Origin of the sequence: Aliiglaciecola litoralis (assembly GCF_039523355.1) — a bacterium.
Taxonomy (GTDB): Bacteria; Pseudomonadota; Gammaproteobacteria; order Enterobacterales; family Alteromonadaceae; genus Aliiglaciecola; species Aliiglaciecola litoralis.
Window position 1 is genome coordinate 518,380 of the sequence record NZ_BAAAFD010000002.1, and the last position, 17,683, is coordinate 536,062.

The 17,683-nt window shown below is 43.2% G+C and carries 15 protein-coding genes; 9 read left to right on the forward strand and 6 right to left on the reverse strand.

The features are described from left to right. Window positions 1-132: 132 nt before the first annotated feature. From ABD036_RS05985 to ABD036_RS06000, 4 genes are all read right to left on the reverse strand, one after another. A complete protein-coding gene (locus ABD036_RS05985; protein WP_343857536.1) occupies window positions 133-1,827 on the reverse strand; it encodes a GGDEF domain-containing response regulator in 1,695 nt (564 codons plus the stop codon). 123 nt (window positions 1,828-1,950) lie between these two features. Then, a complete protein-coding gene (locus tag ABD036_RS05990) occupies window positions 1,951-6,501 on the reverse strand; it encodes an EAL domain-containing protein (protein WP_343857539.1) in 4,551 nt (1,516 codons plus the stop codon). Between the two features lie 297 nt (window positions 6,502-6,798). Next, the gene (upp, locus tag ABD036_RS05995; protein ID WP_343857542.1) at window positions 6,799-7,428 is read right to left on the reverse strand and encodes a uracil phosphoribosyltransferase; all 630 of its coding nucleotides are present in this window, start codon (window positions 7,426-7,428) and stop codon (window positions 6,799-6,801) included. A 7-nt stretch (window positions 7,429-7,435) separates the two neighbouring features. Next, window positions 7,436-8,014 (reverse strand): acyl carrier protein phosphodiesterase, encoded by a 579-nt coding sequence (locus ABD036_RS06000; RefSeq protein ID WP_343857545.1) that lies wholly within the window; start codon window positions 8,012-8,014, stop codon window positions 7,436-7,438. Between the two features lie 263 nt (window positions 8,015-8,277). Between ABD036_RS06000 and aroQ the strand changes: the two genes are divergently transcribed. Genes aroQ through accC form a run of 3 tightly spaced genes read left to right on the forward strand, consistent with a single transcriptional unit; the run spans window position 8,278 to window position 10,547 of the window. Continuing rightward, entirely contained in the window at window positions 8,278-8,712 is a 435-nt protein-coding gene (gene aroQ, locus ABD036_RS06005; protein ID WP_343857548.1) for a type II 3-dehydroquinate dehydratase, read from the forward strand. A 27-nt stretch (window positions 8,713-8,739) separates the two neighbouring features. Next, window positions 8,740-9,189, forward strand: a complete 450-nt coding sequence (gene accB, locus ABD036_RS06010) for an acetyl-CoA carboxylase biotin carboxyl carrier protein (RefSeq protein ID WP_343857550.1) — start codon at window positions 8,740-8,742, stop codon at window positions 9,187-9,189. 14 nt (window positions 9,190-9,203) lie between these two features. Next, window positions 9,204-10,547, forward strand: coding sequence for an acetyl-CoA carboxylase biotin carboxylase subunit (gene accC / locus ABD036_RS06015; protein ID WP_343857553.1), 1,344 nt, complete (start codon window positions 9,204-9,206; stop codon window positions 10,545-10,547). A 62-nt stretch (window positions 10,548-10,609) separates the two neighbouring features. Here the strand turns inward: accC and ABD036_RS06020 are convergent, their stop codons facing one another. After that, window positions 10,610-11,203, reverse strand: a complete 594-nt coding sequence (locus tag ABD036_RS06020) for an HD domain-containing protein (RefSeq protein WP_343857555.1) — start codon at window positions 11,201-11,203, stop codon at window positions 10,610-10,612. Window positions 11,204-11,476: 273 nt separating this feature from the next. On the opposite strand from ABD036_RS06020, the gene ABD036_RS06025 reads away from it, so the two are divergent. The 6 genes from ABD036_RS06025 (at window position 11,477) to ABD036_RS06050 (ending at window position 15,751) form a co-directional block, all read left to right on the forward strand. Then, complete coding sequence (locus ABD036_RS06025) at window positions 11,477-11,800, forward strand: hypothetical protein (protein ID WP_343857557.1); 324 nt, start codon at window positions 11,477-11,479, stop codon at window positions 11,798-11,800. A gap of 153 nt (window positions 11,801-11,953) precedes the next feature. Further along, window positions 11,954-12,625, forward strand: a complete 672-nt coding sequence (locus tag ABD036_RS06030; RefSeq protein WP_343857559.1) for a response regulator — start codon at window positions 11,954-11,956, stop codon at window positions 12,623-12,625. Window positions 12,626-12,723: 98 nt separating this feature from the next. Then, window positions 12,724-13,923 carry a sensor histidine kinase gene (locus ABD036_RS06035; protein WP_343857561.1) on the forward strand — a complete coding sequence of 400 codons (1,200 nt, stop codon included), beginning with the start codon at window positions 12,724-12,726 and terminating at the stop codon, window positions 13,921-13,923. Next, window positions 13,911-14,303 (forward strand): cupredoxin domain-containing protein, encoded by a 393-nt coding sequence (locus ABD036_RS06040; protein WP_425542547.1) that lies wholly within the window; start codon window positions 13,911-13,913, stop codon window positions 14,301-14,303. Before ABD036_RS06035 ends, ABD036_RS06040 begins: the two co-directional genes overlap by 13 nt. Continuing rightward, window positions 14,293-15,063 (forward strand): hypothetical protein, encoded by a 771-nt coding sequence (locus tag ABD036_RS06045; protein WP_343857562.1) that lies wholly within the window; start codon window positions 14,293-14,295, stop codon window positions 15,061-15,063. Before ABD036_RS06040 ends, ABD036_RS06045 begins: the two co-directional genes overlap by 11 nt. Continuing rightward, window positions 15,050-15,751, forward strand: a complete 702-nt coding sequence (locus ABD036_RS06050) for a hypothetical protein (protein WP_343857564.1) — start codon at window positions 15,050-15,052, stop codon at window positions 15,749-15,751. The genes ABD036_RS06045 and ABD036_RS06050 overlap by 14 nt, the downstream gene beginning before the upstream one ends. A gap of 45 nt (window positions 15,752-15,796) precedes the next feature. On the opposite strand, the gene ABD036_RS06055 is transcribed toward ABD036_RS06050, so the two are convergent. Next, on the reverse strand, window positions 15,797-17,512 hold the full coding sequence (locus ABD036_RS06055) for an ATP-binding protein (protein ID WP_343857566.1): 1,716 nt from the start codon (window positions 17,510-17,512) through the stop codon (window positions 15,797-15,799). Window positions 17,513-17,683 lie beyond the last annotated feature (171 nt).

The following is a 17,683-nucleotide window of genomic DNA, read 5'->3' on the forward strand; positions in this document are numbered from 1 at the left end:
AGACGGTCGCTCAACTTCATTATCTATCGGTAGGTTGAGCGCCTTTTCTGCAACACTTCGCCATTCAACCTATTGACCTTACAGTAAATTTTTGTCGCCATAGCCGCTAGCGAATCAGGTGGTACACGACACCTAATCTACACAGACCTTATTACGACCCTGATCTTTGGCTACATAGAGGGCTTTGTCGGCACTGGCAATGAGATCACTGACTTTGTCATGATGCTCAGAGCTGGCTAACCCAGCGCTAAAACTGCAGTTAAAAGAAACTTCGTTAACGTTAAACATAATTTGATTAAAGGCCTCACGCATCATGTTGAGCCTGTCCTCAATAGCAGCAGTATCACTGTCACCAAAGACTAACATGAACTCCTCACCGCCGTAGCGACCAACATAATCCGTATCACGCACTGATTGCATTAACAGTTGGCCCAAGGCGATCAGTACCTTATCACCACCGGAGTGGCCGTGTATGTCGTTGACCCTTTTAAACAAATCGATATCAATCATGGCGATATTCATTGGTTTCTTATTGCGACGAGCTAATCGGTGTACTTGACCAGCAGCCTCCATAATTTGGCCATGATTTAATACCCCTGTGAGACTATCTCGTGAGGCTAGATAACGCACTTTTTGGCCCCGCACTATACGACTGTCTATCTGACTGATCAGCATCGCTGGAGGTGTTTTTTTGGGGATTAGATCATCGGCTCCGCACTGCAAGGCTAACAATTTAGATTTAACATCTGTGTCACCGGACAGAAAAATAATAGGCACATAATCGTATTTAGGTTGTTGGCGGATGATTTTGGCCACTTCAATACCACTAACATCAGGCATATGCATGTCGAGCAAAAACACATCAGGATGGAAAGACTCAAGGGCTTGGATCAAGGTATGCGGGTCGGTCAAAGCTAGCACCTCGATACCTTTTTCTTCGAGCAAGGCCTTATAAAAATTGCCCACATTAGCTTGATCATCCAACAGTAAAATTTTATGCGGCTCGAAACGATCTATTTTGAATGTTTTACGAATTTTCGTCACTAAGCTGGTGATGCTAATTGGTTTGAGCAAGTAATCTGTAACGCCAGCACGTATCCCCGCCAAGCGAGCTTCGAAGGTGTTGAGTGATGACAGAATAAACACGAAAATGCCCTTGCTCTCACAGGATTTTGCAAACTCAAAAACTTGCTCCTGAGCAGATCCCGACATGATTAAATCAAGCAGTATTAGCTGAAAGCGATCAAGATTGCCCGCTTTGGTTATCTCTTGTAGCGAGCTAAAATGTTCCACCTCGAAACCAAAGCCCACCAACAGCTTGGACATCAGAGCCGAAATGACGAGGTCATCATCGACCAAGGCGATTGTAATATCAGTGTAATTGGTACTTTGTTTAATGTTTGACTGATTGGGTGACAGTTGCTTTGCTAACGAAGGAGACTCTAAGCCATGCTCAGCAGCGTGATCGGCTTCACGAAATACAACTTCTAAAACGGGATCCGGAGACTGTTTAGAGCTGGCGATCAGGGTATTCATGTGTCGATCAACAAAGCTTATCAAATCTTTAGTGAGAAGCTTGGCATCTTCTTTACTGGCATCTAATTCTTGTTCGATTAAATTCAGACGATCGCTAAGATTAAGAAAATTGAGCGTGCTACTAGACCCCTTTAATTTGTGTACGCTGAAAACAAACTCGCCAATCTGTTTGGTTTGCTTTTTCTCACGAACTGCGCGCCACAATTCTATGAGTTCAGCAAGCTGAGAATGGTATTCACTTTTGAATTTTTCACGAAATTCAGTGAGTTTTTTTTCCAACGCTGTTGTCATAACTCCTACACTTATTTTCGGTCGTCGAAACACCTAATTCTTAATTGCACCCGCAGTACAACAATCTAAAAACAAGGTACAACGCCCAATGTAATTTAGAACACATTGTTTACAAAACCAAGTTTACACTAACCAACTGCGTGCAATTAATTCTGCGGTTTCATCGTTTGGCACTGGTTTTGAATAGAAGTAACCTTGTAAATGATGACAGCCATGTTGACGGAAAAATTCGATTTGATCTGGCTGCTCTATGCCTTCGGCAACACAGTACATGTCAAGGCTTTCAGCCATTCTAAGTGTAGTCAGTACTAATGCTTCATTACTCTTATTCTTACCAATATCGTCAACAAAACTTTTGTCCACTTTCAACACTTGGATAGGGAATTCTTTCAAGTATTTCAACGATGAATAGCCGGTGCCAAAGTCATCTAAAGCAATGATAAACCCTTGTTCACGCATTGATTCCATATACTCCAATGCTCTTTCATAATCTCGCATTAACGCACTTTCGGTAATTTCAAAACGCAACGATGACACCGGTAAACCGTATTGCTCTAGCAGCAAGACAATGTGATCTATCGAAATTTGACGTTCAAAATGGCGAGCAGAAAGATTCACCGATAAATACACTTCGCGATCTTTTGATTGCCATTCGCTGAGCACGGGCATCGCGCGTTCCAATGCATCCCATGTCATATTTTCAATCAAACCTAATTCTTCGGCGACAGGTATAAATTCATCTGGTGGTACCATGCCATCAGGGTCGGGCCAACGCATTAATAGCTCAAAGCCTTCAACTTGACCTAAGGTGATATTCACGATGGGTTGATAGTAATTGATGAATACCTTGCTCTGATGGGCTTTCTTCAACCTGTTTTCCATCAGCAGACGCTGCTGCGCCTTCTCATTCATGTGCTCTGTGAAATATTGGAAATTGCTGCGGCCTTGCTCTTTAGCGTGATACATAGCCAAGTCTGCATTTCGAAGCAGTTCTTCGGGAGTCGCTGCATCGCCAGGATAAATTGCGATCCCCACACTGGATGACACGCTGACGGTTTGGTTGCCTAATTGTATTGGTGCTTCTAACACATCAATTAATTGTTGAGCGAGGATACTCAGGCGATCTGGATGTTTGACTTCTTCAACCATTACCACAAACTCATCGCCACCTAATCGCGCCACCGTGTCATCTTGACGCAATAAATTTGTCAGGCGTTGGGCGACGACTTTAAGCAGTTCATCACCGGCTTTGTGGCCAAGGCTATCATTCACCTGCTTAAATCGATCTAAGTCGATAAAAAATACGCCCATTTTCGATTTATGCCGAGCAGCATGATCGATACCGTGTTTAATTCTATCCAGCAACAATGTCCGATTTGGTAAGTCAGTCAGGCCATCAAAATTAGCCAGACGACGAAGTTCATTTTCTGCTTCTTTTTGTTCACTAATATCCGACATAATCATCAGATAATAATCAATATCACCCTTGGCTCGCATACTGGCAATAGACGTCATATTGATCAGGACATTGGATACTTTTCCTTCGTCAATAACCAGTTGCTCTTCGCCTTTCCAGTGGCCGGTAATATGTAATTCTGACAGCTTTTTCCAGAACCGAGGTGGGTACTCTGCATCAAGTTTAAATAAACGGGTTAATTGGATTTTTAAATCACCGTGTTCGTTTATTCCAAATGCCTCGCAAAAAGCCGCATTCACCGCGACCGGCATCATTTTAGTATTGAAGATCACAACCCAATCACGAGTATGTTTAAACGCTTCACCAAACAGACGAACCTTTTCGCGATCGGCTACCGACTCTGTAACGTTGCTATAGGTGCCCGCGACAACACTTTCTCGGCTTAACGAATTGTTGACAACTTCATTACCGACATCACGATACCAAATCCATTCACCGCTGGCGGATTTGATCCGATACGTCACATCAAGTCCATCGCTGTGTTTGTCAATAAAGGCGGTCCAATTGGACGAGTAGAGGTTTTGATCTTCTTCGTGGATCAGCTCCAGATGCCGATCAAAACTGACCAAGTTGTCAGTAGAGTCATAGCCTAATTCTTCAGATAATCTAGGCATATAAAATTGATTGGTGGCAGAACGCCATTCCCAAACATTACTGTTACTGGCGGTCAGAGCGAGTGTCAAACGGTTTTTACTTTGCAACGCTTGGTCGCGCGCCATCATGATTTGTTTATTCTGCACATCTCGACGGTACCACCAGAACAACACTAGGGTAACAAATACGAAAATATACGCTGCGTATGCAAAGGGTGAAAACCAAGGTGCGTACTTGACCTTAATTATGACACTGGCAGGTTCACTTTCTGCGCCCGTAATTGGATCAAAAGCGACCGCTGAGAATACGTACTCACCGGGGTCAAGTTTAGGGAAGGTGACTTGCGAGTCGGTGGTTGCCGGATAAATATAACTATCTGACCCATCGAGCCGGTATTGATATTGGGTCGAGGTTTGATGCTCAAATGCCAAAGTAGAGAACTCGATAGTCAAACCTGCATCTGAATGTTTCAAAGACACCACTTGTTGATTCAAATCAATCAGCGGCATCACAAGAGGATTAGAACTAAGACGAATCGACGTAATACTTACGCTGGGCGGTTTGCCATCATGGCTTTCAAATTCCAATGGATCAAATACCGTAAAGCCTTTTTGCGAACCATACACTAAGCGATTATCTTTGAGTGTTGCGTGCGCTAGCGCATTGAATTCTTTACCATCCAAGCCTTGCGAAATGCCATACTGTTGCAAGTAGGGACCAGACGGGTTGAATTTCAACAAACCAGCGTGGGAGCTCATCCAGATTGCGTTAGAAGCGTCTTGGCGAAGTCCAAAGACAACATTGCTGGGTAACAAATTTTGCTTATCAAAACCGTACTTAGGAGTATAGATAGTGGCATCTAAACCTACCAATCCCGCACCAGGGTATGTGATCCAAAGCGTACCTTTATTATCTTGTAATACACTTTCGGCATAAACCGGTTGACCCATGCTCGAGCGTTCTAATTGATGGACAATCTGAACTGCACCGGTTTTCGCATTAAAGGCCCAGAGTTTTTCCTTACCACTGATCCACATGACATCGGGATGAACTTTACTTACCCCAATGAAGCCATAGGTCACGCTAGGATCTATTTGATTATTAAGTTCTTTTACCGGTACAACACGACCAGATTCAGGTTGATATCGATAAAATCCCTCTCGAGTCGTAAACCAATAACTATCCAATGGTCCTTGTAGAAAACTGTTTAAACGTTGATTAAGAAGATCTGCAGTTGCTTGGCTGTCGCTTTTGGGGGGTGAGCTAGAAAGCGTTTTTATATCGAAGAAAATCAAGCCCTTGTCAGTATTAACCAGCAGTGTGCTGTCGCCCCAAGTGGCCAAATGGCGAATTTTCGATTGTTGCGCACCCACGTTATTTTTTAATAGCCAATTACCGACAATGTCATGTTCTTCAAAGTCGTAATAATTAAGGCCGGAGAGCGTGCCTACCCAGAGGCCCTTGGTGTCAAACTGAGCAAAACTTAGTACGCTATTGCTACTAAGCTGCATCGTTTCTTCTTTGTTTTGCCGAACATTTTCGAATTTCACGCCCTGAGTAGACCAATAAAGAGCGCCATCAAAAATAGAACCGATCCACAAATTGCCATTGTTATCAGTCTCAATCGCAGTGACATCATCGGAGGAAAGGTAATAGCGGCTATCAGAAGGTCTAAAGTAGTGCTGTAGTTGACTTGATTTGCTGTCATAACTATACAGCCCATCGTCAGTGCCAAGATAAAGGCTGCCATAGTCAGTTTCGAATACAGAAAAAATCGATTTTTCCAGCGCGTGTACTTCAATGGTATCAGTTCGAATATCGTCTATTGAGGCACTGAATAAGCCAAATTGGGAGCCAATCCAAATCGTTTGCTCACTGTCGACTTTCAACGTGTTGATGGTGATGTTGCCATCGCGCAGATGCAATTTTTTAACTTGACTAGGATCGGTTTCTAAATCGACCCAGAACAAACCATCTTGACGACCCATTAACAATAAGCCATCGGTGAAAACCGCTGCATGAATTCTAAATTCGGGACTTTGTTGTTCTTCTGGTAGCGTATACAGACTAGATGCAGTGGCGAGATCTGGATTGACAATGAATACACCACGATCAGTGGTAACGATAAGTTGATTATTACTTAGTTGATGGATACTGGTTACGCGATCGGAGATTGCTTCTTGTTCTTTTCTAAAGCTCTCTATCAGCGTTGTGTTACCCGTGGCTATTTCTATTTTAAACAAGCCGGAGCGAGTTGAGCCTACCCAAATATCACCTTGATTATCTTCAAATAGAACCTCAACACCCATGTCCGAAAGCATGCGCTGACGACCATCAAACTGTACGACTCGATACCCGTCAAATCGATTTAGTCCAGAGGCAGTAGCCACCCACAAAAAGCCGTGAGCGTCTATTAGTAGATCATTGACCGAGTCTTGTGACAAACCATGAGAAGTGGAAAGCTGAACGAATTTGGGTTCGTTAATAAGTGGAGCAGCATAAGCACTGGCAGCTAAATACCAAGAAAATAACAATACCAGAAACACACGGATAATCTGTGTTTGGAGTGAATAACGGAAAAAATGTAAAAGCCTTTTCAACAAACTAAAAAGCACTCCGGTATGGGTTTATAGCCTTGATTGCTAAAGTTACTGCAAATTTTAGAATCCCAGCTTACACGTTTTCGAACTAAATCCAAAGCAGTAACAGACTGTAATCAATAATAAAAAGACCTCAAAAGCGCACTTTCTCAAAGCATTTGGTCTGTTGCCTATAATTTGCGAAAAATTCTAACCTATTTCTACGCCTAAACCTGTTAAGGCGACACTATTATCATTTTGTTTTTATTAGATTTTCAACCTAGGTTGAAAATAATCAAAGAACGAAGTCGATTTTATCGGTTAACGCGTGCCAAATATTTTATCACCCGCATCACCCAAGCCAGGTAATATATAGCCATTATCGTCGAGCTTGGCATCAATAGCGGCAACATAAATATCGACATCAGGGTGTGCCTCTACCACAGCCTTTATGCCCTCTGGCGCGGCGACTAAAAATAAGCCTAGAATATTTTGACAACCTTTGCGTTTCAATAAATCAATGGTGGCGATTAACGTTCCTCCGGTCGCTAGCATAGGGTCGACAATCAAAGCTGTGCGCAATTCCACGTCGCTGACGACTTTGTCAAAATAGGCCACCGGCTGTAATGTCTCTTCGTCACGATAGAGTCCGACCACACTGATTTTGGCATTGGGGATCAGTTTCAATACACCATCAAGCATACCTATTCCAGCCCGCAAGATAGGCACTACGGTGATCTTTTTACCCTTAATTTTATCGATAACAATTGCTTCACCTGTCCAACCTTCAATTTCGACTGATTCGGTTGGCATATCGCGGGTCGCTTCATAAGTCAGTAAGTTACCAACCTCGCCCGCTAATTCGCGAAAGTCTTTACTACTGATACCAGCAGCTCGCATCAAGCCAAGTTTGTGTAATATGAGAGGGTGCTTTATTTCATGAACGGCCATAGATGACTCAACTTATTGATTTGCTGTAATGGATCAGTTGAGGATAGAAGGTCATAAACTGTTCTTCAACTGTGCTATGTAACTCAACCATATATTGATCTGCCTGTTGTGCAAATATGATACGGTTTCTCAAGCGTTTTTCAATTTGATAGCACGCGCTAACAAATCCTGCCCGCCTAGTGTAATTTATTAACCAATGATCTGTTAACAGACTAGATCTGATCCGCTGGAAACGCGAATTTAGGATCAGGTCGTGTGTACCTAATTGTTGATAAAATAGTGCTAACAGTTTCTCAAGTGATACGTCTGAAAAAGTCGACCAATGTTGGCACAATAAATAGTCAAAATAGATATCCAGTATAACACCGGACATGCGCCTAAGTGTTGGCGGAAACTGCCGTTTGAGACCCACGACACAAGGGTGCGAATCAGTATATGCATCTATCTTACGATGTAACCAAACCCCCTTATGTAATTCTGCGTCCAGTAACTCTATTTGCTTACCTTTAACAAAATCGCCAAGGAAGTTACCCAGCAAGCTTGTTTGAGAGGCGTGAGCAAGATGTATATGCGCCAAATAATTCAAAGGTGACTCCGTTGCTGCTGCAATCCCATCATGTAAAAGAGGGGGCTGGATCGACAGGTGTTAAAAAACGCGCTCAACATCAAAAAATTTCGGCAATCTTCGCTGATAAGACCAGTATTTTGCTGCTAATTTGCAGCTTTTCTCTATAATTAGATAAATATTTTTCACATTGCTCAATTTTCACTCTGTTTCTGTTTGACAACATCCAGAATTAATTGAAAAGTAGTGCAATCAGTTTTTTAAAAGAAGATAGCGACATTTTCGTGAAATTTTTATTAATCAATGGTCCAAACCTAAATATGCTAGGTAAGCGTGAGCCCGAAGTTTATGGTTCAAAATCCTTAGATGACATTGTAGAGCATCTAAACCAGCTTGCTCAACAACATGGGATTGAATTGAGTCATCTGCAATCTAATGCAGAACACGAAATCGTTACCGAAATTCAACAGGCAATGGGCAAAATTGATTTTATTTTGATAAACCCTGGTGCCTTCACGCACACCAGTATTGCGATACGAGACGCACTTTTGAGTGTCAGTATTCCTTGTATTGAAATTCATCTTTCTAATGTGCACGCTAGAGAAGCATTTAGACGCCATTCTTATTTGTCTGATATCGCTAAAGGCGTTATTTGCGGTTTAGGCGATTATGGCTATGAAGCAGCGTTATTGGCTGCAAAACGTTTTTGTACAAATTAATTTAACTCAGCATAAAGAGAGCTTTAAATGGATATTCGTAAAATAAAAAAACTCATTGAACTGGTCGAAGAATCAGGAATATCAGAACTAGAGATCACTGAAGGCGAAGAATCAGTACGCATTCATCGCAGTGGTAGCTCTGCACAAGTGCAGTACGCAGCACCCGCACCTATGGCTGCGCCCCCTGCGCCGGCTCCAGTTGCCGCAGCTGCGCCAGCACCAGCAGCGAGCGAAGAAATCTCTGGTCATATTGTAAAATCCCCAATGGTAGGTACGTTCTATCGTTCCTCTTCTCCTGGTTCTAAAGCTTTCGTAGAAGTGGGTCAAAAAGTCAATGTCGGTGATACATTGTGTATTGTTGAAGCGATGAAGATGATGAACCAAATCGAAGCGGATAAAGCAGGCGTGGTAAAACAGATTTTAGTAGATAACCAAGAGCCAGTTGAATTCGACCAACCCATGTTCGTTATTGAATAAGCAGGCGAATTACTATGCTTGATAAAGTATTAATTGCAAACCGAGGGGAGATTGCCCTGCGCATTCTCCGTGCCTGTAAAGAACTGGGGATTAAAACCGTTGCGGTTCACTCCACTGCCGACAAAGACTTAAAGCATGTGTTACTAGCCGATGAATCCATTTGTATCGGCCGCGCTTCTGCTACTGAAAGTTACTTAAATATACCGAGAATAATTGCTGCGGCTGAGATTTCAAACTCGGTTGCTATCCATCCAGGTTATGGCTTTTTAGCTGAGAATGCCGAGTTTGCCGAAGCAGTAGAAAAAAGTGGCTTTATATTTATTGGCCCAAGCCCAGAAACGATCAATTTGATGGGTGACAAAGTATCTGCAATTAACGCAATGAAGAAAGCCGGAGTACCTTGTGTTCCGGGTTCTGATGGGCCGCTTTCAGACGATGCTGAACGCAACAAGAGTATTGCTAAGCGCATTGGTTATCCGATTATTGTCAAGGCAGCAGGCGGTGGCGGTGGTCGCGGCATGCGAGTCGTTCGTAGTGAAGAAGATTTGATCGAGTCCATTGCCATGACCAAAGCTGAAGCTGGCGCTTCATTTGGCAACGATGTGGTATACATGGAGAAGTTTCTTGAGAATCCTCGCCACGTTGAAATTCAGGTATTGTCTGACGGGCAAGGAAATGCGGTTCACTTAGGTGAGCGTGATTGCTCGATGCAACGTCGTCACCAAAAAGTGGTCGAAGAAGCTCCTGCACCGGGCATTAATTCTGAAACCCGTGAACGTATTGGTGAGCGTTGTCGCCGAGCTTGTATTGAAATTGGCTACAGAGGCGCAGGCACCTTTGAGTTTTTGTATGAAAACGGGGATTTCTATTTCATCGAAATGAACACCCGAATCCAAGTTGAACACCCAGTTTCAGAAATGATCACTGGTGTGGATTTGATAAAAGAGCAATTACGCATTGCCGCTGGCCAGCCATTGTCCATGGAGCAAAGCGATATTGTTCTTCGTGGTCATGCTATTGAATGTCGTATCAATGCAGAAGATCCTGAGACCTTTATGCCAAGCCCTGGAAAGATCACCATGTTCCATTCACCGGGTGGCTTTGGTATTCGCTGGGAATCGCATATCTACGCAGGTTATAGCGTGCCTCCGCATTACGACTCTATGATAGGCAAGTTAATCGCTTATGGTGAGAATCGAGATGTGGCAATTGCACGTATGCGACATGCATTAGATGAGCTCGTTATAGAAGGGATCAAAACCAATATTCCATTGCAACAACGAATTATGGCGGATGAGAACTTTTTCAATGGTGGAACCAATATTCACTATTTAGAGAAAAAGCTCGGATTAGACTAACGCGTCGGTGTAAACATAGGTTTTTTAAGATAGTAAAAACTCGGCTTATTCGCCGAGTTTTTTTATGCTTCTTTAAGCCAACCGTTTTGTACTGCTAATTCAATTTGCTCCAGTACATACTGCCATAATTTGGGTGCGCTTTTTTGCAGGTAAATATTGCGATCAATGACCTGACTTTTGGTCACGCCATGCTTAGACCAACTTCCGCCTTGATTGCTCATATTCTGAAAAACAGGTAATACTCTATCCATCGCTTTTGCAAAGCGCGCATCAGCGGTTTGGGCCTGTTCAAACTCCAACCATAAGGCGATAAATTGTTGTGCTTGTTGTGCTGGCAACAAGCCAAAAATACGGTTAGCCGCAGCAATTTCTTTTTGCTCTTGTTCGCTATGTTCATCTGCATGAGCAAATGCAAAGACGTCACCGGCATCTATCTCCACGACATCGTGAATCAGTAACATCGAAACAACCCGATCAAGGGCAATTTCTTCATCCGCATATTCCACGAGCGCCTGCGCCATTAACGCGATATGCCAACTATGCTCTGCACTGTTTTCCTGACGGTTGTTGTCGGCTAACACCATGGTTTTACGTTTAACGGTCTTGAGTTTGTCCAACTCCAAAATAAAGTCGATGTGTTTAGCCAAATTTTCCATTGCATGTTCCTTTCTAAATCAAGGATGCTATCTTATATTAACTACAGCCTAAATTTTGGGGTGATTTACGCAATTTTTTGTCGCGCCATGATCTGCGTCAGTACGCTGCACGGAAAAGAAATAAGGATGCCAGCTGCGGTGACCAAAATTGCATCTTAATACTGGATTACCTGTTGTCTTAATTTAAACCGACCTAACGGATAAACATACCAGTAAGCGACAACTTGGCCCGATTTCGCAGTAACCGACAAAAATAAAAACAAGGAACAGAGCATGGTTTACGCACTCAACCTCTACGATATTATTCACGGTGAAGAGGCAACCTATCGGCAATATGTCAAGCTGGCCACTCAGCAGCTAAAAGGCATAGATGCTAAGCCGATTTGTTCCGGTACTAATCCCATACGGAGTTTAAAAGGCAATGCTCGGCAGCATATGCTGGTGATGCAGTTTGGTGATGAAAAAGATTTCGACTTGTTCATGCATCGTCTCGAAGAGCAAAACCTACACATGCTCAGGGAAAGCTCTACCGAGAATTATATTTGGACCTTGTTCGATAACTGGGATCTGAAAAAGTGGGCCGTGAACCACAAGTGATACTCTCCTTATATTTGTGGCCGTTACGGTCAGATAGCGGCTTTAGTTGGGCCGTCTAAAAGCATAAACACGGCTAAATAATGTGCTTTAAGATAACCTTAAGCATACTGGATTAAGCTAGCGTCGGGGGTTAACTTAGTTGCGGAAGAAGCGATGCGAATTTTATTAGTTGAAGATGATATAGCCTTATCTGCGGCCTTGAGCAAATCGCTGCGCCAGCAAGGCTATGCGGTAAATTGTGTATTCAATGGCAAAGATGCTTTAGCAGCGCTATCGATTGATGATAGTAATCTGATGATTTTAGATTTGGGTCTGCCCGATATAGATGGACTTGTACTGCTAGACAAAATTCGCAAAAACAAAAATACCCTGCCCACCCTAGTGCTTACCGCCAGAGACTCAGTTTCAGATAAAATTCAGGGGCTCGACAAAGGGGCCGATGACTACTTGGCTAAGCCTTTTGATATGGAGGAGTTGCTAGCGCGCTTAAGAGTTATGGAGCGCCGCCTTGGTACCTCTCAACAATCAAGTATCGTGTGTGGGCCGGTAGAATTAGACATCACTAATCATCAGCTCAATGTAGCTGGAGAGCCGATTGAGATGTCGCGACGAGAATTTACCTTACTTAAATCATTGATGGAAAATGTGGGGCGAATTCAGTCCAAAGACCAGTTGGAATCTAAATTGTATGAATGGGGAGATGAAGTCGCCAGCAATACTATCGAAGTACATATTCATCATTTGCGTAAAAAGCTACCCCAGGAGTTTATTAAAACCGTGCGTGGTGTGGGTTACAGTATCAATCAACGGTCGTATTCCACGTAATGCATTCCATTCGTCAGTACCTTACGCTACTCATGATCTCAACAATTGTGTTGATCAGTTTTGTAGCGGCCTTAAAGGGATATCGCTCGGGGATGCAAATGTCATCTCGACTGTTCGACGCTGAGCTGCGCACAGTCGCACAGAGCATGGCGTCTATGAACAATGCACAGCTAAACACCATAGACGCCAGCAATGCGGATCTTGCAGTTCAACAATGGAACGCTGAAAAGCTGATACTGCGCACCACAAATACTCCGGAATCAGCTATCAGCCCGTTTAAGGAAGGTTATTCGGATCAGAACTTCAATGCTCAGCGTTGGCGAGTATACGCTAGTCAAAATAATACCGCTGACAAATGGGTATTTGTCGCTCAACCATTGAATACGCGCTTTGAATTAACCGAGCAAATGATGATTGCGGCAATGACGCCACTGTTTTTTAGCATTCCTTTTTTAGCCGTCGCTATATTTTTGTTGGTCACTTATGGGCTAGCTCCTTTAAGAGAATTAACCAAACAACTGGCAGGTCGCAAGGAGCATGACTTTTCAACCATTACGCTATCTCGCACTCCGCAAGAATTAGTACCCGCAGTCGAAACCCTAAATCGACTGCTAAGTCGTCTACAATCGGCCTATGAACGTGAAAAACAATTCGCTAGCCATGCCGCTCATGAACTGAGAACACCATTGAGTGTGCTGAAAGTCAATTTACATAACCTTCAACAGATAGCGGATTCATCCCAGGAAGATATTCATCAGCTGCAACTAGATACTGACCGTATGATCCACGTCGTTAACCAGATCCTGTTGCTCAGTCGCACCAACCCTGAACTGGTCAAAGAAGACTTTGAATACTGTGATCCATATGCAATAGCACAGGACGTCATTTCAGATATCTATCCGAAAATTGATGAAAAGAATCAGAACATTGAATTAAACGGTTGTTCGTTTAATTTCAAAGCAAATCGATTTGCACTTTATACCCTTTTGCAAAACGTGATCGCCAATGCCAATAAGTACGCTCCCCTGAGTGGAGACTTAAGTGTCGATATAAGTTACGAGCAAAACACCCTACGCATAATTGTGGAGGACTCAGGAACCGGAATGCCGCAAGCTGATATTGTTTTGGCGACCCAACGTTTTTTCCGAGGTCAACAACACACGAATAGCAAGATTGAAGGAAGCGGACTAGGATTGTCGATTGTCGAACAAATTGTGCGCATGCACAGTGGCAATATGACCTTATCTAAATCAGCCATGGGCGGATTGCGAGTGGAGATTGAGCTTTGTTCACAGTAACAAAAAACTCGGTTCAATCCTCACTCAGCAAAACTAGCTACGTGGCCATAGCGATTTTTTGTGCGACCTTATCTTTTATCACTCATGGCATTCAAAACATCAACGTCACCATCAAAGAGAACTTATTTTATCCTGCTGAGGTGATTATTCCCGCCTATCGAAAAGTCAAGATAACCTTTATTAATCAAGATGATACACCAGAAGAAATCGACAGTTTTGACCTTAACCGTGAAAAAGTAGTGTTTGCCAACAGTAGTGCGCATATTTTCATTGGGCCACTAAAGCCGGGGAAATATCGTTTCTTTGGCGAATATCATCCGAATTCGGCCGTCGGCTTTGTACATGTGGTTGATGGCTCGGAGATCCCCGATGCTGACTAACACAGTGGTATTTTTCTTACGTGATGCGCTACCCATATTCTGGTCGATTGCGCTGCTATCACTGCTAGTTGCCGACAAGCGGAAGTGGATGATAAGTGGCGGCATTGCCGGCAGTATTTTGTGTGTAATCTTGTCCCTTAGTATCCCTAAGGTTTCGGCCATGCTCGACGGTAGTGGTTACGAATTACTGCATATTGCACTTATGCTGGTAAATTACGTCATTTTTAGCTGGCTTTATTGCGCCCATGAAAATTTCGATAATGGGAATGATTTATGGATTGCGGCAGCACTTGCATTGGCTTGTATGATTGCACTCAATGCCACTAATGGAATGATGTTTTTCGCCAGTTTCTGGCAACCCGCAGGGGCGAATCAAGTTCTCCTGTTAGGGGCACTTCTTGGCTTGGGGATTTGTGCTAGTGTTGCCATGTTACTGGTGTTGTTGCTTGACCCCATCGAGCAAAAAGCCTTTGCTCGAATTCTTCTGTTGTTGTTTGCCGCAGGGCAGGTTTCGCAAGTAGCGAATTTATTGCAACAAATCGACTGGTTCAGCTCTGAACAACTGTGGAGTACTCGCCAGTGGGTTTCCGACGAAAATGAACTTGGGCAATTTCTTGCGACCTTGTTTGGCTATAACTCATCTCCCACAATCGCATTGACGCTTTTTTTTATCATTGCTTTGGTTACCCCTTTGCTAGTAAGGCGCACTTGCAGTGCTCGTCTGCAAAATAATTTGGAGCAAAATCATGAAACGGACTAGATTGTTTGCCATTACCCTAAGCCTACTTTTGATATCAATAGCAGAGGCTAAAGAGGGTGCAGTAGACAAAGTTTATCATCCTTATGTGCTACCTAATGAACGGGAAGTGGAATGGCGATTTGCCTCTCGGCAAAATGACGAGGGCAATCTGCTTACTCAGCGTGTCGCATTTGGTCACGCAGTATCGGAAAGCCTAACATTGGAAGTGTACCTTATCGGAGCACGTGATGATGATAATGACTTTGGATTAAAGGGCTATGAATTAGAAGCTAGGTGGATGATCACCGAGCAAGGCGAGCTTTGGGCTGACTGGGGCGCGCTATTCGAGATAGAAAAACAACACAATACCGATATCTGGGAAGTTACCACAGGCATACTGTTTGAAAAAGAGTTTGGTAATACCAGCTTAACTACCAATTTGTTGTTCAGCTACGAATGGGGCAGTAACATCACCTCAGAAACTGAAACACAGTTTAGGTTGAAATATCGATATCGTTGGCAACCGTGGTTACAACCTGCTTTAGAGATATATACCGGCGAAGATTTTGTCGGTCTTGGTCCTGCGTTTATGGGGATTCATCGATATCAAGGGCAAAAGCAACTCAAATGGGAATTAGGATTTATCGCTGGTCTCAATGGTGATAGTAAAGATCACACTCTAAGATTTGCGTTGGAGTATGAGTTTTAGTGTGCAGTGATCACCTCAATCCGGGCTGTTTTTCAGATTGAGTTTTTAAGCGGATTGGTATTTTGCCAACAGCAATGTCAAAGCATTAGTGCTGATTGGTTTGCTAAGGTACTCATTCATACCGGCTTCAAGGCACTTTTCTCGTTCACTGTTCATGGTATTCGCGGTAAGGGCAATAATAGGAATTTCACTAACTTCCTGCCCTGCATCACCTGCTCGAATTCGGCGCGTCGCTTGATAGCCATCTAGATTGGGCATCTGACAATCCATCAGGATCAGATCAAAATTTGCGCCTTGAGAGTCCGCTAGCTTCGTCAGCGCTTCAAGCCCATCATTGGCAATTTCCACCTCAATTTCTAAGCTTTCTAGAATCGCTAGCATCACTTCTTGGTTTATATGGTTATCTTCAACCAACAGGATCCGCAAATTTGCAAAATTGTAGTCGGGGGAGTTTTCGCTGGGACTTTGTTGTAAAGAAGTTGCTGCAGTTGGTGCCGCTAACTTAACCGAAAAGCGGAAAGTAGAACCCTCTCCTAGCTTACTTTCGACGGCGATACTCCCGCCCATTAATTCGCACAGTTGTTTTGTGATTGCCAAACCTAAACCGGTGCCACCAAATTTACGTGTTGTCGACATGTCGGCCTGAGAGAAAGCATCAAATAAATGGGGTAATGCATCCTCGCTAACACCAATCCCCGTGTCACTAACATTCACACCTAAGCGCAGATGCTCTTTGAGCATTTGCAAATCATATTGCACAACAATGCTACCTGACTTAGTAAACTTGATGGCATTGGACAGCAAGTTATTTAACACCTGAATGATACGATAAGGATCACCCACAACCCGTGTTTGCGGTAAGTTTTGTTTTGCCAATTCTAGCGTCAAACCTTTGCTGGTAGCCGCAAATTGCTGATCATGGATCACGTTAGAAAATAGCTCTTCCAAGTCGAATTCCACCTGTTCGATGGTCAATTCACCGGCTTCTATCTTAGAGAAGTCCAAAATGTCGTTAATGATCACCAACAGTGATTCGGCACTGCGTTTTGCAGTCGCGATGAAGTTTTTTTGTTTTTCATCCAGTTTTGACTGAGAAACAAGCTCAATCATATTAATGACACCATTCATGGGTGTGCGAATTTCATGACTCATGTTTGCTAAAAAGCTGCTCTTTGCCTGAGTTGCGGCCATTGCCTCTTGCTCATGCTCTAGTGCAAGATCTCTTTCAATTTCTAGTTCAAGTTGCTTTTCTACTAATTTTTTTCGCGCTAAATGAGCGAACCAACTCAGTAAGGTGCTCATCGCCATGGCGAAGAAAAAGTGTTGAACTAAGGCAATTTCTAATGTGATGTTGACGACCAACCATCCTATCCAGTTGAACAACATGGCGACTGTCCAATGATAGCGATTTGATAACACGATGCCAGAAGCAATAAGGGTCACAAAGATATTGGTGGTTTGTTCTGGTGACTCAGAAAACCATAAATGTAGCAGGCTGTTTGAACTGGCCATGAGTAATAGCATTAAAATGACCATGCTTTGTTGAGCCGAAGCAATCTTTGCTGCTTTGAGTCCAAAAACAACACTGACAGTCGCTGTTACCAGTGCTGAAGCACACATGATCCATTTGAAGCTTTCTTGTAAAAGAAAAAAATGAGCAAAGGTAAGAAAAAAGTAAAGTACCGCAAAAAAGTAGGCTACGGGGCGAAGCAAGTCCATCGTTTCATTAACAGACTGTATTTTACTACCTTGTCTATTCAAAAGGGCCCATCACTCAATACTAACGATTGCGGTTTAAAGGATAAAAATCTCTGCTTAATGTTAGCCTATACTTAACTAAAATAGCCAATTTGTATCCCCCAGGGTTTAATACGTCGCCAATTCTGCCCAACAGACTAAACGATTTTCAACTAGGTATACGTGCTATTATGC

Coding starts and splice junctions, on each gene's coding strand:
- ABD036_RS06045 (WP_343857562.1), top strand. CDS start 14,293: ATGCTGACTAACACAGTGGTATTTTTCTTACGTGATGCGCTACCCATA.
- ABD036_RS06035 (WP_343857561.1), top strand. CDS start 12,724: ATGTCATCTCGACTGTTCGACGCTGAGCTGCGCACAGTCGCACAGAGC.
- accC (WP_343857553.1), top strand. CDS start 9,204: ATGCTTGATAAAGTATTAATTGCAAACCGAGGGGAGATTGCCCTGCGC.
- ABD036_RS06050 (WP_343857564.1), top strand. CDS start 15,050: ATGAAACGGACTAGATTGTTTGCCATTACCCTAAGCCTACTTTTGATA.
- ABD036_RS06025 (WP_343857557.1), top strand. CDS start 11,477: ATGGTTTACGCACTCAACCTCTACGATATTATTCACGGTGAAGAGGCA.
- ABD036_RS06030 (WP_343857559.1), top strand. CDS start 11,954: ATGCGAATTTTATTAGTTGAAGATGATATAGCCTTATCTGCGGCCTTG.
- accB (WP_343857550.1), top strand. CDS start 8,740: ATGGATATTCGTAAAATAAAAAAACTCATTGAACTGGTCGAAGAATCA.
- upp (WP_343857542.1), bottom strand. CDS start 7,428: ATGGCCGTTCATGAAATAAAGCACCCTCTCATATTACACAAACTTGGC.
- ABD036_RS05985 (WP_343857536.1), bottom strand. CDS start 1,827: ATGACAACAGCGTTGGAAAAAAAACTCACTGAATTTCGTGAAAAATTC.
- ABD036_RS06020 (WP_343857555.1), bottom strand. CDS start 11,203: ATGGAAAATTTGGCTAAACACATCGACTTTATTTTGGAGTTGGACAAA.